The organism is Glutamicibacter creatinolyticus (genome assembly GCF_006094275.1).
Classification (GTDB): Bacteria; Actinomycetota; Actinomycetes; order Actinomycetales; family Micrococcaceae; genus Glutamicibacter; species Glutamicibacter creatinolyticus.
In genome coordinates this window covers 3,228,655-3,250,965 of sequence record NZ_CP034412.1, presented here as the reverse complement: position 1 = coordinate 3,250,965, position 22,311 = coordinate 3,228,655, and the positions used below count along the sequence as shown (strand labels likewise).

Genomic DNA, 22,311 nt, shown 5'->3' with positions numbered 1-22,311 from the left:
CAGCTTAGGATCTCCGCACCAGCATGCCTAGCCATAACGCGGTGGTGCCCACCCAGGCGGCCACCGCCACCCAGATGAACCCCTGGCCAAAGTGCTGCAGCGCCGGGAAATCGGTTTCGCGTCCCAGGAACTGGCAGCAGCTGGCCAGCATGCCCAGCGGGAAGACGATCGCCCACAGGCTGGTCTCATAGCGCAGCGGGTGGCGGCGCACCACGTGGCGCCAGTATCCGAAGAGCACCAGCAGTGGGATGAACCAGACCCCCACCGAGAGCAGCGCAAAGCAGGTGAACGCGATCATCGGGTGCAGCCACGGCTCCAGCACCCCCGCATTGGCCAGGGACAGCAGCTGGGAGCCGGTCATCACCGTGATCGCGGTGGCGCCCATGAAGATCCAGTAGGTGGGGGAGAGCGTCTCGGGATGGTTGGGGTAGCGCAGCATCCGGATGGTCACCAGGGTGGCGATCATCAGGTACAGCATGCAACCCAGCAGCCAGATCGCCAGCGCCGCAATATTGCCCAGCCGGAAGATGTAGGGGTGGAAGGCGAAGGTGCCGGCCACCGCCTGGGTGGCCACCACCCACAGGAACCAGGAGCCGTTGGCGTGCGCGATGCCCGGTTCGGGACGCTCAATGAGCACCAGCAGCGCCGGGATCACATAGCACAGCCCCACCCACAGGATCCCGCCGGCGGTGGCGATCCCCAGCGAGATGCGGGTCAGGCCCAGGGCGCCAAGGTCCAGGGAGACCACGGTGCAGGCGGCCACGATGGTGAAGAACCCGAACGCGGCCGAGGGGTTGAGCAGATCCGCGAGCATCGCCCGGCCGTGGGTGATCAGCCGCACCACCAGGGCGGCCAGCAGGATCAGCAGCAGGCCCACCGCGGTCCAGGAGAACAGCTGGCCCACGGTGCGGTGCCCGGCCAAACCCAGCCCGTAGCCAATGATCCCGGTGGCCATCACCGAGGAGAAGGTGGCCGGGGACTGGTGGGCGATCCAGTGAGTGACGGCGCCGGGGATGGTGCTGGGCGTGACGTTCACGGATCTCCTTGAGGTGAAGTGGCGGGGCGGCCCGCGGTCGAGTGGTGCATCTTCCAAGTTACTGCACCCACACAACCGCGCGGTGAGCCTACACTGGATATAGGGCCGCCCCGGCCCGCACAGGACCCTGGATGGCCCCACATGGATGACAGACCACTGCCGATTGTCCACGACACCACCGGGCTGAGCCTGGGATACCGGCTCAGGTGGTGGATCCGCTACTGCGCACTGTACGTGTTCGGTCCGGCCGAGCGTTCGGTCGGGTCCAGTCCCCGCGAGCGGATGAAATGGGAACGGGCCCGCAAGGTGCGTGATGCGCACTATGCCCGGGGCACGCTGCCCGATGGGGAAACCATTGAAACGGTGGCGCGGCTCGAGCAATAGCCCCGGTGCCGGGTTCGGCACGCGGCATCATCAAAAAGGAAGTAGGCCCGAACGTGGGACAGGCGGAGTTGAATCAGGACGATCTGCTGAAGCTGGAGCACCAGGTGTGTTTCGCGGTGGCAGTGGCCTCCCGATCGGTCATCTCCTCCTACCGTCCGGTGCTTGAACCCCTGGGGCTCACCCATCCGCAATACCTGGTGATGCTGGCCCTGTGGGAACAGGGCCCGATCGGGGCGCGGGAGCTGAGCGCCCAGCTGCATCTGGACCCCGGGACCCTCAGCCCGCTGATCAAGCGCATGGAGGCCCACGGGCTGGTCACCCGGCGACGCAATCCGGAGGATGAGCGGGCCATCCTGATCGAGGTGACCGAAAAGGGGGCGCAGCTGCGTGAACAGGCCCTGCAGGTCCCGGTGCAGATGATGCGCCGGCTGCAGATGGATGAGCAGGATGTGCATGACATCCAGCGGCTGATGACCCGGTTGATCAGCGCGGCACAAAGTGCTGATGATAACGCCGACTAATTAGTTGGTGCCCCAATTATTTGCCTACAATAGATGTAAGGCCCGCATCGGGCGCAGAGCTAAAGGGGAAATCATGGACGAGTCATCACTGCCCGTCATCACCGATACCACCGGACTAAGCCTGGGATACCGCTTCCTGTGGCGCCTGAAGTACGCTGGCCTGACGATTTTCGGCCCCGCGGAACGCTCGGTGCACTCCAGTCCGCGGGAACGGGTGAAATGGGAGCGTGCGGTCAAGGTGCTGCGGGCCCACGAAGCACGCGGAACCCAGGCGGATGCGCAGACGGTGCAGACCGCGGCGCGCATGCAGCCGCGCTAAGTCCCCGGGTCCTTCCGGACGCTGAGGCCAACGGCACACCGGATACCTCGCTGTGGCGGTGAAGTACGCGGTAATCTTCAAGGCATGGATGAGATGACCGAACTGGTACTGACCCGCCATTTTGCCGCGCCGCGCACCGCCGTGTGGGCCGCGTTCTGCGAACCGGAAATTATCGCCCAATGGTGGGGTCCGGCCGGATGGGGGATCAAGGAATCCTCCGTGGTCCTGGAACCCAAGGTCGGCGGACGCCACGAACTGGTCATGTACCAGCACCAGGACCCCACCCAGGAAGTGCCGTTGAAGGCCACGATCACCGAATTCGATGAGTACACCTGCCTGGTCAGCGCCGACGGACCGCATGAAATGACGCTGGATCTGGTAATTCACACCCGGATCGACTTGAAGGAATTCGCCGGGCAAACCATCGTTACCCTCACCCAGGGCCCGCTGCCCCGTGAGGTGCTGGCCAGCAGTACCGCCGCCTGGGAATCGGCGTTCGACAAGCTGACCGGCCTGCTGGGCCAGTTCTTCTAAGCCAAGGGTCCCTCCGGCAGCTGCCGGCCTAGATGGGCCGGGAGACCAGGTAGCTGCGCACCTGTGCGATCTTTGCCGTTTTCGCGGTGCTGGTGAAACGGATCATGTAGCAAAAGGCGACGGAAATGTTCTGTACATTGGTCACCCGCCCGTCCACGCTCCCCTCCCGGCCATGGGTAAGGATGCTGTTGATCCGCAGCTGCGTGTTGTCCCGGGCGTTGGTCACCCACTTGAGCACCTCGGTCAAACCGGACAGGCGCTGGAAGCCCACAATTTCCCACTGCACGTCATCGGCCAGCCACTGCGCCAGGTGTTCGGCATCCTTGCTTTGCACGGCGACCACCAGGTCGCGAATGACCTGGGCGCGCGGGGCATTGCCGCAGTTCTCCGGTTCAATGATTTCCAGGGGCGTGGCAGCCGCGTTGTCGGACGTCAAAAAAGTGCTCCTTGCCGTGCTGTGCGTCAGTGCTTCTGGCCGCAGCCAGGTTCCCACTCTACGCCCGCTCCCCGCCCGCCCGGCAGTGGCCTGTGACGGGTTTGCTTAACCCCGCCCGATGTAGGGCATTCCCGCTGCGGTAATGGTCAGCTGGTTAACGGCCGCGCTCGCCGGCGCATTGGCGATAAATGCGACGGCGCGGGCCGCTTCCTCCAGCGCGAAGGTGGGCTCAACCTTGCGCGTGCCGTCCGCCTGCAGGGCGCCGGTGGAGGTGCCCAGCTGATCCATGATCTCGCTGGCCGCGTTGCCGATGTCGATCTGTGAGGCCGTGATGCCCCAGGGGCGCCCGTCCAATTCCATGGAGCGCGTCAACCCCGTGATCGCGTGCTTGGTGACCGCGTAGGCCACCGACTGGGGGCGGGGAACCTGGGCGGCGATGGACCCGTTGTTGATGATGCGTCCGCCACCGTGGTCCTTCATGTGATTAAAGGCCTGCCGGGCGCAGTTGATGGCACCGGTGAGGTTGACCGCGCAGACTTCGTCCCAGTCCTCTTCGCTCAAATCCCCGACGTGGACGGCGGGCCCGAAGGTCCCGGCATTGTTGAACAGGGCGTGGATGCGACCAAAGCGTGCACTGGCCTTCTCGAAAAGTTCTGCGACGTCCGCGCTCTGGGCAACATCGGCGGCCACGGCGAGGGCGCGGGGATTTCCGTCGGCCGCCTGGTGCAGCTTTTCCTCGGTGCGTCCGGCCAGCACCACGTTCCACCCCTGGCTCAACAGCAGGCGGGCGCTGGCCCGGCCGATGCCGGAGCCCGCTCCGGTGATGATGATGGTGCGGCGGGATTCTTCCGAAACGGATACCGGATTCGTTGTCACCTATGGCTCCCTGGGGTGTTGGCAATACGTGTGTTGGCTTCGGCTTTAACCGTAGGACCCGGCGGAATGAATGACACATGTTTCATCCCAAGACTTGTGAGGGCACTCACTTAATCTTAGTATGCGATAGAGAGTTTCCATAAAGCGGAAGTTTAAGCGTGTTGTTTTACCCTAAGCCAACACGCTTCGACCCATGAAGGACTGTATCCATGACCATCATTGAAGACGCGCCGACCACGGGTGCAAACCGCCACTCCGGCACTCCGGCTGCCACCGAGGGCGCCCGGGCCACGGACGAGCAGATCACCGGTATCCGTAGTGGTCTGACGTATCAGTTATCCGACCGGGATCCGGAAGAGACCCAGGAATGGTTGGATTCCCCACGAACAGGTACGCACCGACCTTGTCCGCGATCTCACGGAAGCGGGCGAAGTCCAACTGGCGCGGATACGCCGACCAGCCGGCCACGATCATCTTCGGGGAATGCTCAACCGCCAGACGCTCGACCTCGTCCATGTCCACCAGGTTCGTCGCCTCATCCACCCCATAGGGCACGATATTGAACAACCGTCCGGAGAAGTTCAGCTTCATCCCATGGGTCAAATGCCCGCCGTGGGCCAGATTCAACCCCAGCACGGTATCCCCCGGACGCACCAGCGCGTGATACACCGACGCGTTGGCCTGCGCCCCCGAATGCGGCTGGACGTTGGCGAACTTCGCGCCGAACAACTCCTTCACGCGCTCAATGGCCAGAGTCTCGATCACGTCGACCTCTTCACAGCCACCGTAATAGCGGCGGCCCGGGTACCCCTCGGCATACTTGTTCGTCAACACCGAACCCTGCGCCTGCATCACCGCCTGCGCCGTATGATTCTCCGAAGCAATCATCTCCAGGCCACGCTGCTGACGCGCCAACTCAGCATCAATCCGCGCCGCCACCTCAGGATCAAGCTCACCCAACGACTGGGTCAGCGATTCTGCGACGGGTGACTGGGTTTCCAGCATCTATCCCTCCAAAGTGTACGAATTGCCGACAACTGATATATCAATGTCTGCGTCTTAGCGTATGATCTAACTCACAGCCCGTCAATGGGTTGGGGAATTATTTTTTAGCCGCACGATTCCAAGGCAGAATGAAGGTGAAGGGAGCCGCCAAGATGACAAGTACAACCGAGGTACCCGTGGCCAGTGAGTCCATGGCGGAGCGGTCCTACCGGATTCTGCGCGACCGCCTGATCATGATGGACATCGCCCCCGGCGACCCGATCAACGAGGCGCTGCTCGCTACCGACCTCGGCATGGGGCGCACCCCCATCCGCGAGGCGCTGAAGCGCCTGGAAGTGGACCACCTGGTGATCTCCTACCCGCGCCGCGGGACCTTCGCCACCGGGGTGGACATCACCGAGCTGGCCGCCATCTCCGAAATGCGTCAGGTTCTGGAGCCGTTGGCCGCGCAGCGGGCGGCCGAGAATCGCGGCGGCGCCTTGCGCGAGGAGCTGACCCGCACGATGCAGGCGATCCGCCAGCTCGATCCATTGCGGGACCGGCGCCAGCTGATGGAATACGACCTGGAAGTGCACCGGCTCATTTATCGTGCCGCCCAGAACCACCACCTGGAGGAAACGCTGGTGCGCCTGGACAACCTCGCGACCCGGATCTGGTGCATGGTCCTGGACCGGTTACCGGACATTCACGCTCACATTTCCGAACACGCCACGCTGATCGAGCTGATCCTGGACGGATGCGAAGAGCAGGCAGCCCAACTGGCCGCCGAACACGTGGTCAGCTTCGAACAGACGGTACGCGCCGTTCTCTAACCGCCACCCTGCGGCCCGGGCTCGCAGGCTGCCCCGCGGCCGCCCGGCTAGAAGCGCAGAGCAAGTTGGCAGGCCAGATGAACGGTCAGGATCCTGCCGGTCTCCCGTGGGTCCCCACCGATCAGCGAGAAGATCTTGGTCAGTCGCTTATGCATGGTTTGCCGCTCCAGGTACAGCCGATTGGCCGCCGACGTGGAATTGCAGCCCGACCCCAGCCACACTTCCAGCGTCTTGAGCAGGCTGCTGCCCCTGGCCTTGTCCGCCGCGATCAGCAGCCCCAGCTGCTCGTCAATAAACTCGTTGAGCGCCTGCGAATCGGTAAAACGCTTAAGCACCCGCTCCAACGCATAATCCGAAGCGTCGCGGACCTGCCCCTCGTTAGGGAAGGGGCTTGCCAGGGACTCGACCGTCAGCGCTTCGGCCAGCGACCAGCGGGCATGGGCAATTTTCGAAGCCAGCGGACCGACACAGCACTCGACGGACATGCCGCTCAACGCCTCGCGCAGCAGCTGCACCAGCTGGGTCCGCGCTCCGCGCGGATCGTGCGGGTCCAACTGGACCATGGCATAGAGACGATGGGCCTCCAGATAGGTGCGAATGGAGGGGAACCTCGAATGCAGGGTGTTTTCCAGCACCGAGCGCACGCGGGACATGTCAAAGCTCTGAAAGACCATGAGACAGCTCGGATGGTTTTCCGGCACCTGCGCTTGTCGGGCCCGCTCGACAATGAAATGTGTGCCGGCCCCGCTGACAATGGCCCGCAACAGCGAGGTGTCGGCTATCTGCAGGCGTCCAGGACGGTAGTGCTGGGCAAAGGCCAGGCTGACAATGCTTCCCAGCCGCTGGGCCACCAATTCCAGTTGCTCCGGCGCGGTTCCGATTTTGCTGTAGAGCACCAGTCGCGCCGCCACGTCGGCCCCGACGAACAAGTCCGTGGCAACAGCGCCGGCCCCTTGCTCATCTTCCTGGCCCTCAGGCCCGGATTCCGCGATGACCTGTCCGGAAAGATCCTCCATCGTCGCCCGGACCCGCAGCGCGGAGGCGATCATCTCCAGCAGGGGTGTTAGGTTCGGCCCCGCCGAGGCAATATGCCTTGCGAGGCGTTGGGAGACTTCGTCGGCCTGTTGCAGGGTTGCGGCGTGTTCCGAGACGATCTGCCGGTTGATTTTCTCGGCCAACTCAACAAAGGGCACGGTGGCCCGTAGCCGGAACAACGGCAACCCCAGCTCCTCGGCCCGCTGAATGAACTTCGCGGAGATGGTCGGTCCATCTGCGGGTGGCTCGATGACCAGGGCGGCTACCCCGCGCTGCACTAGTGACTGCAAGTATGCGTGCTGGGCTTCGATCCGCAACCCCAGCAGGGCCGCGCCGGTGGTCAGCAACAGTTCATCACCGTGCAGCAGGCCGCCGACTTGCACCACTTCGCTGGGATGCACCCAGCGCACCCTGGTGGTGGCGACCTGCTCGGCGCCGGCCAGGGCCAGGGGCTGGGCGCTCTGGAACAACTGGTCCCGCAGGATTTCCGTTAGTGCGACAAACATGTTTCCTCGTTCCGCGGCAGGAAGATCCACAGTGCCTGGCCTCGGCCGCAAGTGTCGGTCTGTCACCCCGAAGTCTCGAAACGGCAACAGTGTGAGTGTATCGCGGCTCACATTACTCTCCCTAGGCTTGAGGGCAACACATCGACGCAAGCCCTGGCCCATCCTCTTCCCGTCCCTTGGATCCCGCCCAATCTTGTGTCCGCGAAGCAGTTAGGAGCCATAGATGTCCGCTGTATTCCTAGAGAACCTGGACTCAGAAAGCTACGCCCAGTTCCTATCCCGCGAGGGGTCGACTGTCATCATTCCCACCGGCGCCACCGAGCAGCACGGGCCACACCTGCCGCTGGGCGTGGATGCGATGCTTTCCCGGGCCATCGCCGCCGAAGTGGCCCGGCAGGTGGGCGCGCTGGTGGCGCCGGAGTTCTCCTACGGCTATAAGTCGCAGCCCCGTTCCGGGGGCGGGAACCACCGGCTTGGGACCACCAGCCTGGGAGCAGCCGCGCTGACCGGCATGATCGACGATGTGGTCTCGTCCTTCATCGACCAAGGGGCGTGTAACGTCATCGTGCTGAACGGGCACTTTGAGAACTACCAGTTCCTCTATGAGGGTCTGGACAACGCGGTCGCCCGGGCGGGCCGCCAGGGCTCGGGTTCCCGCGGGGTGCTGATGTCCTACTGGGATTTCGTGGACGAGCACACCCTGGCCCAGGTTTTCCCTGACGGTTTCCTGGGATGGGACATCGAGCACGGCGGTGTGCTGGAAACATCGCTCATGCTGTTGCTGCATCCGGAACTGGTTGACATGGATCGGGTAGTCGATCATCCACCCGCCGTCCTGACGCCCTACGACATTTTTCCCGAAGACCCGGGGCGCACCCCCGCCAGCGGATGCCTGTCCAGCGCCAAGGGCGCGACGGCCGCGCGCGGGCGGCTCCTGCTGGAGGCCATCAGCGGAGCCATTACCACCTCCCTGCACATCGAGCTGCAACCGACCTTTCCCATCGGAGTGAAATAGCATGTCCATCAACGAAGCCGACCGGAAGCAACGACGCCTGGAAACCGAGGACCCCCAGGAGATGGGCAGCTCGTCGGCGCACAGGGAAGTTGAGGTGCCGCGATTTGTCGGGCGCATCATTCCACCGCTGGATCGCCTGCTGATCCGCACCATTCCCCCGCTGCTCATCGGCGCGGTCATCCTGTGGGTGTTGCTGAACCCCACCGGCGCCTCAACGGTGATCTCCGACCTGCGAACCTTGGTGACCGGGAAGTTCACTTGGCTGTTCATCCTGTATTCGGCATTCGCGGTCATTGTCTGCATCTGGCTTTCCTTCAGCAGGGTGGGGCGCATCCGTCTGGGCGGGCCCAAGGCGAAACCCCAGCACAGCAAGTTTGCCTGGTATTCCATGCTGTTCGCCTGCGGCCAGGGCATCGGGCTGATCTTCTGGTCGGTTGCCGAACCGATCATGCTGCGCGATGAGAACCCGGTCATTCCCGCCGGCGCAACGGGCGCCGCGGAGGGTGGGATCGTGTGGACCTATTTCCATTGGGGCCTGACGGCGTGGGCCATGTACTGCGTGGTGGCGGTCTGCCTGGCCTATTCGCACCACAACCTGGGCAAGACGTTGACCTTCAGGGAGGCCACCGTCGACATCCTGCCCAAGTGGTCGCAGCGCGGCGCCGGCGTAGTAGTTGAGCTGCTGGCCATCATTGCCACGGTGCTGGGGCTGGCCACCTCCTTCGGGTTCGCGGCCCTGCAGTTCAGTTCCGGGATCACCTCCTTCACCGGAATCACCTCCAGCCCGATGATGTGGCTAATGGTCATCGCGGTGTTCGCCGGGATCACGGCGATTTCCGCGATCGTGGGCATCAACAAGGGGATGGCGCGCATATCGAGCCTGAACTCGATCCTCAGCATTATCCTGGTGGGCGCGGTATTCATCTTTGGACCCACGCTCTACATCGTGTCCAACCTGTCCCAGACCTTCGGCAGCTTCATGTCGAACTTCATTCACATGAGCCTGTGGACCGATGCGGGAAGCACCGCCAATCCCCTCAGCACCTGGCAGGACAGCTGGAACGGCTGGTGGACGGTGTTCATCTGGTGCTGGGTCATTGCCTTCTCGCCATTCGTCGCCGGGTTCATCGCCCGCATCTCCCGGGGCCGCACCATCCGCGAATTTGTCCTGGGGGTGACGGTGATCCCCACGCTGATCGTGATGATCTGGGTGGGCGTGATCGGTTCGGCCGCCATCTACTATGACGACCGCGCGGAGCGCGGCATCAGTGCCGCCGTAGCCGCCGACACCTCTGCGGGACTGTTCGCGATGCTGGACCATGTGCCGCTGATCGGCACGATCCTGCTGGTGGTGTCCACGATCCTGGTGGCCACCTATTACGTCACCTCCCTGGATTCGGGGATCTATGCGCTCAGCGAGTTTGTTTCGGCGCCCAACAAGTCCGGGCCCATCTTCCGGGTGGTGTTGGTGCTGTCCATCGCCACCGTGGCCACGGTGCTGCTGACCCTGGGCGGCACGGCGGTCGTCGATACGGTGCAGACCGGCACGATCATTGGGGCATTCCCGTTCTCCTTCGTAATCCTCTTGATGATCGTCAATCTGATTCGACGTCTGCTCAAGCGCGACAAGGCGATCAAGCAGCTGGAAAAGGACATCAACAATCCCGACCCGTCGCTGATCTTCACCGCTGACCCCAGCGGTTCGGGCGCGCTGCTGCGCTCGCGAACCCAGAAGCGGCCCCTCCGGCGGGACCCAAATGGCCCCGACTCGGCGTCCGGCGACCCGGACTAAGGTCCTCGTCCGTTGGGCACTTCCCCGGCACCCGGGCGAAGGCCCGAGCCTCGATGCAACCGAACCGCACCCGCCGGGCATCGCCCCGGGGCGCGGAACCGGCGTCACATTACTTCGGAACGCCCTTGTCAGGCCGGCGATGAATGAGATCTACAAAATCTACAAGAACACTGCTTGACAGTGACTCGGACCACAAATAACCTGAATGCAACAGCGTTGCAGATAATGCAACTTCTCTCTTGCGCTTCTTCCCGGCAACGCTGACCCAGTTTTCCTGCAGTACCTTCATAGACATAGGAGTCGACCATGACCACGACCTCAAACAGCCCCACCAATGTCTCCGAGCTGGAGCGCCTGAAGACCCTGCACAACGGCTCGAAGCAGCAGCTGACCTTCTCCGACGCGGAGTTCGAGCGCCGCCTGGCGGGCCTGCGCCAGATCATGGCGGCCAAGTCGCTGGATGCAGTGATCCTCACCAGCTACCACGGCATCAAGTACTACTCGGACTTCCTGTACACCACGTTCGGACGCAACTACGCGCTGGTGGTCACCGCGAACAACTCCACCACCGTGACCGCGAACATCGATGCCGGCATGCCGTGGCGCACCAGCTATGGCGAGAACATCGTGTACACCGACTGGAAGCGTGACAACTTCTTCTACGGACTGCAGGAGGCGCTCAAGCGTGACGGGGTAAAGGCGACCCGCATCGGCGTGGAAGATGACTTCCTGCCGGGCCTGACCCGCCAGCGCATCCAGGATGCGTTCCCCGGCGCCCAGCTGCTGGATGTCTCGCAGGATGCCATGCGTCAGCGCATGATCAAGTCCGCCGAGGAAATCGAGGTCATCAAGCACGGCGCCCGCATCGGCGACCTGGGCGGTGAGGCCATCAAGGCCGCGATCCGCGAGGGGATCACCGAGTACGAGGTGGCACTGATCGGCACCGAGGCGATGGTGCACGAGATCGCCAGGACCTTCCCTCACCGCGAAGTGCGCGACACCTGGGTGTGGTTCCAGTCCGGCATCAACACCGACGGCGCCCACAACTGGGCCACCACCCGCAAGCTGCAGCGCGGGGACATCCTGTCGCTGAACTGCTTCCCGATGACCTCGGGCTACTACACCGCACTGGAGCGCACCTTGTTCCTGGGTCAGCCCGACGAGCGCAGCCTGCAGCTGTGGAATGTGAACGTCGAGGTCCACAAGCGCGGCCTGGAGCTAATCAAGCCCGGCGCGGTCTGCAAGGACATCGCCGCCGAGCTGAACGAGATCTACATTTCCCACGGCCTGCTGCCCAACCGCACCTTCGGCTACGGCCACTCCTTCGGAGTGCTTTCGCACTACTACGGCCGTGAAGCCGGCCTGGAGCTGCGCGAGGACATCGACACCGTCCTGGAGCCGGGCATGGTGGTGTCGATGGAGCCGATGATCACCGTGATGGATGGCGAGCCGGGGGCCGGCGGCTACCGCGAGCACGACATCCTGGTCGTGGGCGAAGATGGCGCGGAGAACATCACGAAGTTCGGCTTCGGCCCGGAGAACAACATCATCGACGCCTAGTCGGCACCACCCACCACACGGGCAGCGGCCTGGGTTCCCACGGGAACCCAGGCCGCTACCCGTGCTTAACGCCAGTGTTTTTCCCCGCGCAACCAGCCGTCTCCCCGCCTCAGCGAAGCAGGAAAGCGGCCATTCAGAAATGTCATTGAAGTGCGCCCCGGAATCCGTTGACAGTGATGTGTACCACATCTACTATTAATGCAACCGTGTTGCGTTCACTGCAACTTTCACTCCAGTTCTCTTGGCGGTTTCCACAATGAATCATCAAAATTCGCAATCCAGCGTGCCCGGGGCGAAGGCCGACCTGGGCCCGACACTCAGCGGACAACAGCGCCCAGACCCCGGTGGCGTGGGCAGCGCCACCCGGCGCAAGGTCGTTGCCGCGAGCTTCATCGGCAACTTCGTCGAGTGGTTCGACTACGCGGCCTACGGCTACCTGGCGGTGACCATCTCGGTGGTCTTCTTCCCCGAATCCGCACCGCAGACCGCGCTGCTGATGACCTTCGCCCTGTTCGCGATTTCCTTCCTAGTCCGTCCACTGGGCGGTTTCGTCTGGGGTCACATTGGCGACCGCATTGGCCGGCGCGAGGCGCTGAGCTGGTCAATCCTGCTGATGTCCGGGGCGACCTTCTGCATTGCCCTGCTGCCGGGCTACGCCAGCATCGGCATCGCGGCCCCGCTGATCCTGCTGCTCCTGCGCCTAGTGCAGGGCTTTTCCGCCTCGGGCGAGTATGCCGGTGCCTCGGCGTTCCTGGTCGAGTACGCCCCGGCGAACCGGCGCGGACTGTATGCCGCGGTGGTTCCGGCCAGCACCGCCACCGGCCTGCTGCTCGGCTCACTGTTGGCCGCCCTGCTGACCGGCCTGCTGGATGCAGAACAGATGCAGTCCTGGGGCTGGCGCATTCCCTTCGTGCTGGCGGCCCCGATGGGCCTGATCGGACGCTACATCCGTACGAAGCTGGAGGACTCGCCGGCCTTCAAGGAGCTGGCTCAGGAGGACGAGGTCATCAAGGCGCCGGTCAAGTCCCTGTTCCGCGACCACTGGCGCCGCCTGGTGCTGGCCGCCGGCGCGGTGCTTTTGAACGCGGTCGGCTTCTACGTCATCCTGTCCTACATGCCCACCTACCTGTCCCAGGAGCTGGGACTCGATGAGACGGCGTCCTACGTCGCCACCACGGTGGCGCTGGTGACCTACATCGGCTTCATCTTCATCACCGGGATGCTTTCGGACAAGTTTGGGCGCAAGCGGGTCCTGATGAGCGCCTCGATCCTCTTTGTCCTGTTCACGGTGCCGGCGTTCATGCTGCTGGACACCGGCAACTTCCTGCTGATCATCCTCGTGCAGATCCTGCTCGGCGCCATGCTCACCCTGAACGACGGCACCCTGCCCAGCTACCTGGCCGAAATGTTCCCCACCCGGGTGCGCTACTCCGGGTTCGCGGTTTCCTTCAACCTGTCCAACGCATTGTTCGGCGGCACCGCACCCTTTATGGCAACCCTGCTGATCGCCGCCTCCGGCAACCTGCTGGCCCCGGGCTGGTACCTGATGGCCGCAGCCGTGGTTTCCCTGATCGCCGTCGCCTGCTCCGCGGAGACCAGCCGCAAGCCACTGACCTAAGCACGCCCATTTCAATTCGCATCCGAACTGCGCACCGCCAGCCGGCGGTGCGCAGTTCGCCTTTTCAGCGGCCAAGAACGCCCGGCCGCATTCCCCGGGGAGCGGACCCAGGTGCGGCGCACTTCACGCTCTGCCGCGGTGTCCACCGAATGGAAAACCACGGGAAACTTCTTGACTGTGAGGCACGGCACACATAGCGTTAAGCAACAGTGTTGCGATAGGCGCAACTGATAAACCTACCGATGGCGGTGGACAGTGACCCAGAACGACCAACTCAAAACACCAAACCCGACGGCCTCGGCCGTCCGCAACCCGGCCTCCTCTTCAGCTTCCGTGGCCGATGCCGCGGGAAACGGAGCCATTGACGGGGCCACCCGGCGCAAAGTAGTCGCCGCAAGCTTCATCGGCAACTTCGTGGAGTGGTTCGACTATGCCGCCTACGGCTACCTGGCAGTGACCATCGCGGCGGTCTTCTTCCCCAGCGACGACAGGCAACTGGCCCTGCTGATGACCTTTGGTGTTTTCGCCATCTCCTTCCTGGTCCGTCCACTGGGCGGATTCGTGTGGGGACACCTCGGCGACCGAATTGGTCGCAAGGAGGCACTGAGCTGGTCAATCCTGCTGATGTCCGGGGCCACCTTCTGCATCGCCCTGCTGCCGGGCTACGCCAGCATCGGCATCGGCGCCCCGCTCCTGCTGCTGGCCTTGCGCCTGGTCCAGGGGTTCTCCGCCTCCGGTGAGTATGCCGGCGCGGCGGCCTTCCTGGTCGAATACGCCCCGGCGAACCGGCGCGGATTGTACGCCGCGGTGGTTCCGGCCAGCACCGCCACGGGCCTGTTGCTCGGATCGCTGATGGCAGCCCTGCTCACGGGCCTGCTCCAGGCGGATCAGATGGAGTCCTGGGGCTGGCGGCTGCCCTTCCTCCTGGCCGCACCGATGGGCCTGATTGGACGCTACATCCGCACCAAGTTGGAGGACTCCCCTGCTTTCCGGGCAATGGCCGAGGAAGAAAACGACGCCCCGACCTCTCCGGTCAGCTCGCTGTTCCGCGAGCACTGGCGGCGCCTGCTGCTGGCCGCCGGTGCGGTGCTGCTGAACGCGGTCGGCTTCTACGTCATCCTCTCCTACATGCCCACCTACCTCTCCGAAGAGCTGCACCTGGACGCCACTCGTTCCTACCTGGCCACGACGGTGGCGCTGGTGACCTACATCGGCTTCATCTTCATCACCGGCATGCTTTCGGACAAGTTCGGGCGCAAGCGGGTCCTGATGAGCGCCTCGGTGCTGTTCGTCCTGTTCACCGTGCCGGCGTTCATGCTGCTGGACACCGGCAACTTCCTGTTGATCATCCTGGTCCAGATCGCCCTGGGAGCCATGCTGACCCTGAATGACGGCACCCTGCCCAGCTATCTGGCCGAAATGTTCCCCACCCGCGTGCGCTACTCCGGTTTCGCGGTCTCCTTCAACCTGTCCAACGCATTGTTCGGCGGCACCGCACCGTTCATGGCGACCCTGCTGATCGCCGCCTCCGGCAACCTGCTGGCCCCGGGCTGGTACCTGATGGCCGCGGCCGTGGTTTCCCTGATCGCCGTCGCCTGCTCCGTGGAGACCAGCCGCAAGCCACTGACCTGAGGATCATCGCCGGGGAACCTGCCACTGCACCGCCTAGGATATTGAGTCAGGAACCCTCAGCTAGCCAGGAGAAGTGATGACCGCGGTAAACAAGGAGTCGAGCAGCAGAGCACGCACCCCGGGAAGCGATTCGCGCGGCGCCTCGGTGATCGTGAACGTGGTGGATGTGCTGCGCTGCTTTACCACCGAGCGGCCGGAGGTCGGGGTCACCGACATTGCCGCGGAGGTGGGACTGCACAAGTCCAGTGTCTCGCGGATCCTGGCCACCCTGGAGCAGGAACGGATCGTGGAACGCGACCAGGAAACCCGCAAGTTCCGCCTGGGGTTGGGCCTGATCGCCATCACCGGGCCGTTGCTGGCGAACCTGAACGTGCGGCGGGTGGCCTACCCGGTGCTCAACGAGCTGTGTGAGCGCAGCGGGGAAACCGCGGTGCTCAACATCTGGGACGGCGGCGAATCGGTGTCCGTGGAGCAGATCCCCTCCAAGCGCAACGTGAAGCACACTTCCGTGATGGGCAGCCGCTACGCCACCGGGCTCAGCGCCACCGTGCAGATGTTCCTGGCCCACGAAACCCGGGACCAGGCCCTGGAGCTGATCGACTCCGGAGCTATCAGCCTTCCCGCGCAAACCGACACCGAGGAATACCTCAAACGCCTGCAGTCGGCCCGCGAAGCGGGATTCGCCATCAACTACGGGGAAACGTCACAGGATGAGGTGGGCGTCGCGGCACCGGTTTTCGACCACCGCGGCCAACTGGTGGCATGTGTCATGATCGCCGCTCCCTACTATCGGGTGAGCACCGAGGTTCTGCAGGACCTGACACGCCAAACCATGCGGGCAGCAGCCGAAGTCAGCGTGCGTCTGGGACACCTGCCCGGAACCTGAGACGCACCGCCAACGATGTGGAGGAACCATGTTCGAAGCCCGGGGTGAGAACGAATTCGACTACCAGCTGCACGGCGGCAGCAGTATGCGCCTGCAGCACCATTTTGGCGGCAACACCGGCATGGCAGTGGCCATCCAGACCTGGATCATCCCGCCCGGCGGCCATGAGGGGTTCCACGCACACGACCAAGACCTGCCCCTGGAGGAGTTCTATCAGGTCATCGAGGGCAGCGCCAAAATGCGGGTGGGCGATCAGCTGCATCTGCTCAATCCCGGCGACAGCGTCTTGGCCCCTTCGGGGGTGCCGCACGACCTGAAGAACATCGGGCAGGGCGACCTGCGGGTGCTCGTGGTGTGGGGTCCACCGGCCAGCTTTGACCTTTCCTCCTTCGGCTCCCACCGGAAGGACGGCGCGCTGCGCAACCGGCCCCCGCGGGCAACCTAGGCCAAACACCGCATTACCCGGGCCGCCCGCGCCTTGCGCACCGCGGCAGGGCACCTTGGCCCGGTTTTCCAATGGTGCGCCTCGCTTCCCAGCCAGCACGCCATCGCAGGTGGGACGCCCCATCAGCTGGGCGGACCCCGCGGGCTTGGTCGTCGATCTCCGTCTTTGGGTCCTAGACCCACATCCGGGGCTGCACCCTCTGTCAGCCGCTTCCCCTTCCCGTGGGGCGCCGCGTTCATCCGTGCCATACGCACCACTGCGTGTGGCCTCTTGCCGGGCAACCCGTCCGCGCCTGGTTTCGCCCTTCCCGAACGGCCCAAGACCACCGAATCCTCCCGTCGCTCTTTGATGCCCTCCCCCTTCCACACCGGGCCTTCGCGCATGAGTTTGATGGGTCAAACTTTTAAGTTGGCTTAATCAAAACTTTAAGCAAGAATGTTTGAGGTGCGTCGCGGTGAGATGCGCACCGCCCGTCCTGGGTCCCGATGTTCTGCAACCACGGAGGTTTCAATGACGCTCAGAGCGACCCCCGACCGCCGCGTTTCCCCGCCCGATCTGGCTCCGGAAGACTCCCCCAACCTCATCTACTTTTCCAGCGTCTCGGGGAACACGCGGCGTTTCGTCGAAAGACTGGGAATGCCGGCGGCCCGTATCCCCCTGCGGCCGCGGCTGGAGGGCATGTTGCACGTCAACCGGCCCTTCGTACTCATCGTGCCCACCTACGGGGGTGGCTCGCGGTCCCGGGCGCTGCCCCGACAGGTGGCCCAGTTCCTGAATGTCCCCCGCAACAGGTCACTGCTGCGCGGTGTCATCACCGCCGGCAACACGAACTTTGGCCAGGACTACTGCCTGGCGGGCACCGTCGTGGCCGAAAAGTGCGGCATTCCGGAGCTCTACCGCTTTGAGCTGCTGGGCACGCCCCACGATGTGGCGCGGGTCCGCGAGGGACTCGCCCTGTTCTGGAGCACCCAGCCCACTGACCCCGAGGACTGAACCGCGGGCGTCAGCAACGTTGTCGACAACGGACCGGAACCCATCACGCCGGTCCACCGCCCCACCGAGAAAGGCCAACCACCCATGCAAGAACGACTGCTCGAACCGGAGCTGAGCACCGTATCGGTCACCCCGCCGGAATACCGCAGGAATCCTGCGGCCCGGCTCCGGCCCATCAACTGGAACCGCGTGCAGGACGAGAAGGACCTGGAGGTCTGGCTGCGGTTGACCGCCAACTTCTGGCTGCCGGAAAAGGTGCCGTTGTCCAACGACCTGCCGGCCTGGAAATCCCTCAGCGAGCTGCAGCGCACCCAGACCATGCGGGTGTTCACCGGTTTGACGATGCTCGACACCCTGCAGGCCACCGTCGGGGAGATCTGCCAGATTCAGGACGGGCGCACCGAACACGAGCAGGCGGTGTACACGAACATTGCGTTCATGCAGTCGGTGCATGCCCGCTCCTACTCCAGCGTCTTCTCCACGCTCTCGGACACCCCGCGAATCGATGCGGCCTACCGGTGGGCGGTGGACAACGACCTGCTGCAGCAGCGCTGTAAGTCCGTGATGGCGCACTATTACGGGCAGGACGCGCTTAAGCGAAAGGTGGCCTCCACGCTGCTTTCCTCGCTGCTGCTCTACGCGGGGTTCTACCTGCCGTTGCACTACTCCGTGCATGCCACGCTGACCAACACCGCGGACATGATCCGGCTGATCCTGCGGGACAAGGCGATTCACGGCTACTATTCCGGGTACAAGTACCAGCGCAGCCTCGCCGAGCAGGACGCGGGGCGCCAACGCGAGATGCACCAGTTCACACAACAGCTGCTTCACGACCTCTACGAGCTGGAGCTGCGCTATTCCGCCCAGCTCTACGAGCCGCTGGGGCTCATGGATGACGTGGCGGTCTTCGTGCGCTACAACGCCAACAAGGCGATGATGAACCTGGGGTACCCGGCACCGTTCAGCGCCGCGGAAACCGCGGTGAACCCCACCATCCTGGCGGCGCTGTCACCGGGATCGGAGGAGAACCATGACTTCTTCTCCGGTTCGGGCTCCTCCTACATCATTGGACGCGCCGAGGACACCCACGACGCCGATTGGGAATTCTAGCGGCTAGGGCCGCCTGGCATGCCCGGCGGCCCTAGCCGCTATTCTCCGACGCCGGGGGCCAGGGCGGCCACCCACGGCAGGAGCGCGGCCAGCACCACAACCAGCAGCCCCACCGCGCCCAGAAGCTGGCGTTGCCCGGAGGCGGGCAGCGTCTGCCCGGGAGGATAGGTGACCGATACCGCGAAGGCCACCCGCGGCGGGGAGGCGATGATCGCCACCGAGCCGGCCACGTTTTGCCCGGCCAGCAGAATCAGCGGGCTGCTGCCCAGCTGGTTCGCCGCAGTGACCGTGGCGGTGGAAAACATGGCCGCCGCCCCGGTGTTGGAGCCGGTCAAATAGCCGCCCAGCGCGCCGATCAGCGGCACCAGCAGGGTGAAGCCACCGCCCAGGGACGCGGCGGTGCTGGCCAGCTGTTCGGCCATGCCGTTGGCGGACATCAGCGATCCGAGCAGCACGTACAGCAAGGTCACCAGGGCGACGCTCTGCCAGCGCCCCCAGATGACCGGCCACACCTCGTGCAGCATCCTGCGCGGCCAGCGCAGCAGCAGCACGGTGATCAGGACCGTGAGGTTCAGCCAGAGCGCCGGGTTGGTCGCGATCTTCCCGCTCCCACCGGCCAGGGCCACCGCCAGGTTTGAGAACACCAGCCCGCCCACCAGGATGGCGTAGGGCAGCAGCGCCCGGCCCAGCCGCCAGATCGAGGGCAGCGGCCCACCACGGCGCAGCCGCCACAGCGTCACCGCGATGACCCAGCCGCTGGCCAGCACCCCGGCCAGCGGTGGGCCAAAGAAGTAGTTCGCCGCGATCAGCACCAGCCATTCACCCAGCAGCAGCACCACGACGAAGCCCGCCTGCCCCCAGCCGATGCGGCGCTGGTTGAGCCCGATGATCAGGGCCGCGTTGATGACCAGCACCGGCAGGCTGAGCACCGCGCTCCACACGCCCAGGCCGGTGAAGTCAACCTGACCCAGTTCGGCGGCCACCAGGGTACCGGGCCCCAGCGATCCCCAGGGCACCAACACCAATCCCAGCATTCCGGTAACCACCGCGCGCGCCGGGCTCAGCCCGAAGCCGACCAGCAGCGGGGCGGTGATCACCACGCCCAGCCCAAAGCCGGTCACCGATTCCGTGAAGGGGGTGACCCCCAGGGCGATGAGCAGCAGGGTGGTCAGCCGGTCCCCGGAGGTTTCGGTGGCCCGCAGCCATCGGGAAATTACCGCCTGTCCGCCGCTGCGGGCGGAAACCTCGGTCAGTCCCACCCCACCGAGCAGAATGAAGATCACCGTCAGGGTGGTTGGCCCCATGGCCGTGCCGACCTCGGGCGCGGCCGGGGAGGAGAGCGGAAAGGCGAGCCAGGTGCCGATGACGGCGGTGGCCAGGGCCGCCAGCGCCGCCCGGGTCGGCGAGACGCGAAGCACCAGCAGGGCAATGACCAGCACGATCGGGGCCAACGCCACCGTGAAGTTCAGCAACGGCCCACCCCCGGGCGCCGTTCCGGTTGCCCGGCCACCGGCCGGACGCGCGTTTCGCCACCGTGGGCTTGGCGGGCGGGTCGGGCTCGGGCGGGGGACGGTGTGGGCATGGGCTCAAGCTATCATCCGCGGCGGGCCAGGCGTGCGCAGGCTGAGGGTCGGCCGTGCACGCGTGGCATTGGGGGTTGGACGCGTGCACGGCCGGGATGGTCAGGCGCCGAATCACTCGGATCCGGTGCGGGCCGCTTAGGCCTCGAAGCGCAGCAGCACCTTGCCCGATGCGGCTGAGTTGCGCGCAGTCTCGAACGCCTGCAGCGCGTCGGCCAGCGGGTATTCGTGGGTGATGGCGGCGTCGATGTTCAGCGAGCCGTCGGCCAGGGCGGTGAGCACCTGGTCGATCTCGTCGTTGAAGCGGAAGGAGCCGACCAGCTCCAGCTCACGGGTGATCGCCAGTGAGATCAGGGCCGGCTGTTCCCCGGAGGGCAGCAGCCCCACCATGACCACCCGCCCGCCGCGCACCGCACCGCGCACGGCCGAGGCCAGCCCGCGGTGGTTGCCGGTGGCCTCGATGACCACGTCCGCATGGACCTGGGCGATCTCTTCGGCCTGATCGGCACGCAGCGTGCGGTGCGCGCCCAGTTCGGTGGCGATCTGCAGCGGCTTGTCGTGCATGTCCACCGCAATGATCTCCCGGGCCCCGGCCCGTTTGAGCACCGCGACGCTCAGCGCACCGATGGGTCCGGCGCCGATGACCAGCACCCGGCGGCCGGCCACCTCACCGGCCCGGGATACCGCATGCCAGGCCACGGCGGCCGGTTCGGCCAGCGCGGCGGCGCGCAGCGTCAACCCCTCGGGCAGGGCCCGCAGCATCCGGGCCGGGAGGTTCACCCGGGTGGCGAAGGCGCCCTCGGTGTGCGGGAAGCGTGCCGCCGAGCCCAGGTAGGTGCAGCCCGGAGACAGGTTGGGTCGGTGGCTCGGGTACGGTTCGCCGGTCTCGCCCGGGGTGGCCGGGTGCACGGCGACGCGCGTTCCGGCGGCCGGGCCGCTGCCGTCGGCGGCAGCTTCCAGCACGGTGCCCACGATCTCGTGCCCGAGCACCATCGGGGCTTTCAGGATCGATTCGCCGGCAGCCCCGTGCTGCCAGTAGTGCAGGTCGGATCCGCAAATCCCGCCGTAGGCGATGGCCACGCGGGCCTCGTCGGGCCGGGGAGCCGGCAGCTGGATCTCGGCGACGCGCAGGTCCCCGGCCGCATGGGCGATGACCGCGGTGGTTTGCGTGGCAGTGGGATTAGACGACAACGCTCATGCCTCCGTCGATGAAGATGGTCTGCCCGTTGACGTAGTTGGAGCCGTCCGAGGCCAGCCAGATGGCCGGTCCGGCCAGATCCGCGACGGTGCCCCAGCGGTTGGCCGGGGTGCGGCCCAGGATCCAGGAGTTGAACTGCTCGTCGTCGACGAGGTTTTGGGTCATTTCGGTGTGGATGTAGCCCGGGGCGATGCCGTTGACCTGGATTCCGTGGCCGGCCCATTCCGACGTCATCGCGCGGGTGAGGTTGCGCAGCCCGCCCTTGGCGGCGGTGTAGGCGGAGATGGTGGGCCGGGCCAGGTCGGTCTGCACCGAGCAGATGTTGATGATCTTGCCCGCGCCGCGCTTCACCATGCCGCGCGCGGCCTCCCTGCCAACCAGGAACGCGCTGGTCAGGTTCGTGTCAATGACCCGTTGCCAATCCTCGGCCGCCAGTTCCAGCAGCGGGACCCGGTGCTGGATGCCGGCGTTGTTGACCAGGATGCGCAGCGGGCCGATCTCGGTTTCGATGCGGGTGATGGCTTCGGCCACCGCGGTGGCGTCGGTGACGTCGAAGCAGGTGTGGTGAATGCGTTCGGCGCCGAAGCGGTCGGTGAACTGCGCGACGGTCTGCGCCAGCCGCTGGGGGTCGCGTCCGTGCAGGATCACCGTTGCACCGGCCTCGGCGAGCGCCGCGGCCAGTTCGCGGCCGATGCCGCGGGAGGAGCCGGTCACCAGTGCCAGGCGTCCGGTGAGGTCAAAGAGCTGGCTCATGCGGATTCCTTCTCTGTGCCTGCCGCAGCAGGCGTGGGGGTTGTTGCTCACGACGCCGACAACCACGGGAACCCCGGTCGACCTCGACGTCGCACTCAGTGACGGCCGACCCCGGTGGCTGCCGGAGGGCGCGTCCGCTCTCAGTTATAGCAGATATATAGGATCAACTAGAACAATAAGTACGATTTATTGGCCCTCGTGTCGTGGCGCAGGAGGCGGTGCCCATGGGCGCTGACATGAAGTTGTGCTCCCGCAACCGCTGGGC

General features: G+C 65.1%; 22 protein-coding genes and 1 pseudogene. 14 read left to right on the top strand and 9 right to left on the bottom strand.

The annotated features are described in order from the left end of the window. Positions 1–4: 4 nt before the first annotated feature. A complete protein-coding gene (locus tag GcLGCM259_RS14905; RefSeq protein WP_138927099.1) occupies positions 5–1,036 on the bottom strand; it encodes a tellurite resistance/C4-dicarboxylate transporter family protein in 1,032 nt (343 codons plus the stop codon). A gap of 141 nt (positions 1,037–1,177) precedes the next feature. Here GcLGCM259_RS14905 and GcLGCM259_RS14900 point away from each other — a divergent pair, with 141 nt between their 5' ends. The 4 genes from GcLGCM259_RS14900 to GcLGCM259_RS14885 all read left to right on the top strand — a co-directional run bounded on the left by GcLGCM259_RS14900 (position 1,178) and on the right by GcLGCM259_RS14885 (position 2,794). Then, positions 1,178–1,420, top strand: a complete 243-nt coding sequence (locus GcLGCM259_RS14900; protein ID WP_054821246.1) for a hypothetical protein — start codon at positions 1,178–1,180, stop codon at positions 1,418–1,420. Between the two features lie 53 nt (positions 1,421–1,473). Continuing rightward, the gene (locus tag GcLGCM259_RS14895) at positions 1,474–1,941 is read left to right on the top strand and encodes a MarR family winged helix-turn-helix transcriptional regulator (RefSeq protein WP_138927098.1); all 468 of its coding nucleotides are present in this window, start codon (positions 1,474–1,476) and stop codon (positions 1,939–1,941) included. Between the two features lie 73 nt (positions 1,942–2,014). Next, positions 2,015–2,260: a hypothetical protein gene (locus tag GcLGCM259_RS14890; protein WP_054821247.1), complete on the top strand. Its 246-nt coding sequence runs from the start codon at positions 2,015–2,017 to the stop codon at positions 2,258–2,260. An 84-nt stretch (positions 2,261–2,344) separates the two neighbouring features. Next, positions 2,345–2,794 (top strand): SRPBCC family protein, encoded by a 450-nt coding sequence (locus GcLGCM259_RS14885; RefSeq protein WP_138176516.1) that lies wholly within the window; start codon positions 2,345–2,347, stop codon positions 2,792–2,794. Positions 2,795–2,822: 28 nt separating this feature from the next. On the opposite strand, the gene GcLGCM259_RS14880 is transcribed toward GcLGCM259_RS14885, so the two are convergent. The 3 genes and pseudogenes from GcLGCM259_RS14880 to GcLGCM259_RS14870 all read right to left on the bottom strand — a co-directional run. Beyond that, positions 2,823–3,230, bottom strand: coding sequence for a nuclear transport factor 2 family protein (locus GcLGCM259_RS14880; protein WP_171021204.1), 408 nt, complete (start codon positions 3,228–3,230; stop codon positions 2,823–2,825). 105 nt (positions 3,231–3,335) lie between these two features. Beyond that, on the bottom strand, positions 3,336–4,106 hold the full coding sequence (locus tag GcLGCM259_RS14875) for an SDR family oxidoreductase (protein ID WP_175419467.1): 771 nt from the start codon (positions 4,104–4,106) through the stop codon (positions 3,336–3,338). A gap of 381 nt (positions 4,107–4,487) precedes the next feature. Then, positions 4,488–5,111 (bottom strand): annotated as a pseudogene (locus GcLGCM259_RS14870) (PLP-dependent aminotransferase family protein); the annotation flags it as partial. A gap of 152 nt (positions 5,112–5,263) precedes the next feature. Here GcLGCM259_RS14870 and GcLGCM259_RS14865 point away from each other — a divergent pair. Continuing rightward, entirely contained in the window at positions 5,264–5,923 is a 660-nt protein-coding gene (locus GcLGCM259_RS14865; RefSeq protein ID WP_138176023.1) for a GntR family transcriptional regulator, read from the top strand. A gap of 47 nt (positions 5,924–5,970) precedes the next feature. Here the strand turns inward: GcLGCM259_RS14865 and GcLGCM259_RS14860 are convergent, their stop codons facing one another. After that, positions 5,971–7,464, bottom strand: coding sequence for a PucR family transcriptional regulator (locus GcLGCM259_RS14860; RefSeq protein ID WP_175419466.1), 1,494 nt, complete (start codon positions 7,462–7,464; stop codon positions 5,971–5,973). A 223-nt stretch (positions 7,465–7,687) separates the two neighbouring features. Between GcLGCM259_RS14860 and GcLGCM259_RS14855 the strand changes: the two genes are divergently transcribed. Both GcLGCM259_RS14855 and GcLGCM259_RS14850 read left to right on the top strand, forming a co-directional pair. Beyond that, complete coding sequence (locus GcLGCM259_RS14855) at positions 7,688–8,479, top strand: creatininase (protein WP_138927096.1); 792 nt, start codon at positions 7,688–7,690, stop codon at positions 8,477–8,479. Between the two features lies 1 nt (position 8,480). Next, positions 8,481–10,271, top strand: coding sequence for a BCCT family transporter (locus tag GcLGCM259_RS14850; RefSeq protein ID WP_425459787.1), 1,791 nt, complete (start codon positions 8,481–8,483; stop codon positions 10,269–10,271). A gap of 109 nt (positions 10,272–10,380) precedes the next feature. On the opposite strand, the gene GcLGCM259_RS15320 is transcribed toward GcLGCM259_RS14850, so the two are convergent. Then, complete coding sequence (locus GcLGCM259_RS15320) at positions 10,381–10,560, bottom strand: hypothetical protein (RefSeq protein ID WP_175419465.1); 180 nt, start codon at positions 10,558–10,560, stop codon at positions 10,381–10,383. 17 nt (positions 10,561–10,577) lie between these two features. Between GcLGCM259_RS15320 and GcLGCM259_RS14845 the strand changes: the two genes are divergently transcribed. The 7 genes from GcLGCM259_RS14845 to nrdF all read left to right on the top strand — a co-directional run bounded on the left by GcLGCM259_RS14845 (position 10,578) and on the right by nrdF (position 18,515). Then, a complete protein-coding gene (locus GcLGCM259_RS14845) occupies positions 10,578–11,831 on the top strand; it encodes a M24 family metallopeptidase (protein ID WP_138176017.1) in 1,254 nt (417 codons plus the stop codon). A 256-nt stretch (positions 11,832–12,087) separates the two neighbouring features. Continuing rightward, positions 12,088–13,449: an MFS transporter gene (locus GcLGCM259_RS14840; RefSeq protein WP_138176015.1), complete on the top strand. Its 1,362-nt coding sequence runs from the start codon at positions 12,088–12,090 to the stop codon at positions 13,447–13,449. A gap of 333 nt (positions 13,450–13,782) precedes the next feature. Further along, a complete protein-coding gene (locus GcLGCM259_RS14835; protein WP_138927297.1) occupies positions 13,783–15,081 on the top strand; it encodes an MFS transporter in 1,299 nt (432 codons plus the stop codon). A gap of 76 nt (positions 15,082–15,157) precedes the next feature. Then, entirely contained in the window at positions 15,158–15,967 is an 810-nt protein-coding gene (locus GcLGCM259_RS14830; protein WP_138927095.1) for an IclR family transcriptional regulator, read from the top strand. A gap of 28 nt (positions 15,968–15,995) precedes the next feature. Further along, positions 15,996–16,412 carry a cupin domain-containing protein gene (locus GcLGCM259_RS14825; protein WP_138927094.1) on the top strand — a complete coding sequence of 139 codons (417 nt, stop codon included), beginning with the start codon at positions 15,996–15,998 and terminating at the stop codon, positions 16,410–16,412. A gap of 510 nt (positions 16,413–16,922) precedes the next feature. Then, on the top strand, positions 16,923–17,405 hold the full coding sequence (nrdI, locus tag GcLGCM259_RS14820) for a class Ib ribonucleoside-diphosphate reductase assembly flavoprotein NrdI (RefSeq protein ID WP_138927093.1): 483 nt from the start codon (positions 16,923–16,925) through the stop codon (positions 17,403–17,405). Positions 17,406–17,489: 84 nt separating this feature from the next. Further along, positions 17,490–18,515: a class 1b ribonucleoside-diphosphate reductase subunit beta gene (nrdF, locus tag GcLGCM259_RS14815; RefSeq protein WP_138927092.1), complete on the top strand. Its 1,026-nt coding sequence runs from the start codon at positions 17,490–17,492 to the stop codon at positions 18,513–18,515. A 38-nt stretch (positions 18,516–18,553) separates the two neighbouring features. On the opposite strand, the gene GcLGCM259_RS14810 is transcribed toward nrdF, so the two are convergent. The 3 genes from GcLGCM259_RS14810 to GcLGCM259_RS14800 all read right to left on the bottom strand — a co-directional run bounded on the left by GcLGCM259_RS14810 (position 18,554) and on the right by GcLGCM259_RS14800 (position 22,046). Further along, positions 18,554–19,987 (bottom strand): L-lactate permease, encoded by a 1,434-nt coding sequence (locus GcLGCM259_RS14810; RefSeq protein WP_138927091.1) that lies wholly within the window; start codon positions 19,985–19,987, stop codon positions 18,554–18,556. Positions 19,988–20,233: 246 nt separating this feature from the next. Further along, positions 20,234–21,286, bottom strand: a complete 1,053-nt coding sequence (locus tag GcLGCM259_RS14805) for an L-idonate 5-dehydrogenase (RefSeq protein WP_138927090.1) — start codon at positions 21,284–21,286, stop codon at positions 20,234–20,236. Continuing rightward, positions 21,276–22,046, bottom strand: a complete 771-nt coding sequence (locus tag GcLGCM259_RS14800) for an SDR family oxidoreductase (protein ID WP_138927089.1) — start codon at positions 22,044–22,046, stop codon at positions 21,276–21,278. The genes GcLGCM259_RS14805 and GcLGCM259_RS14800 overlap by 11 nt, the downstream gene beginning before the upstream one ends. Between the last annotated feature and the right edge of the window lie 265 nt (positions 22,047–22,311).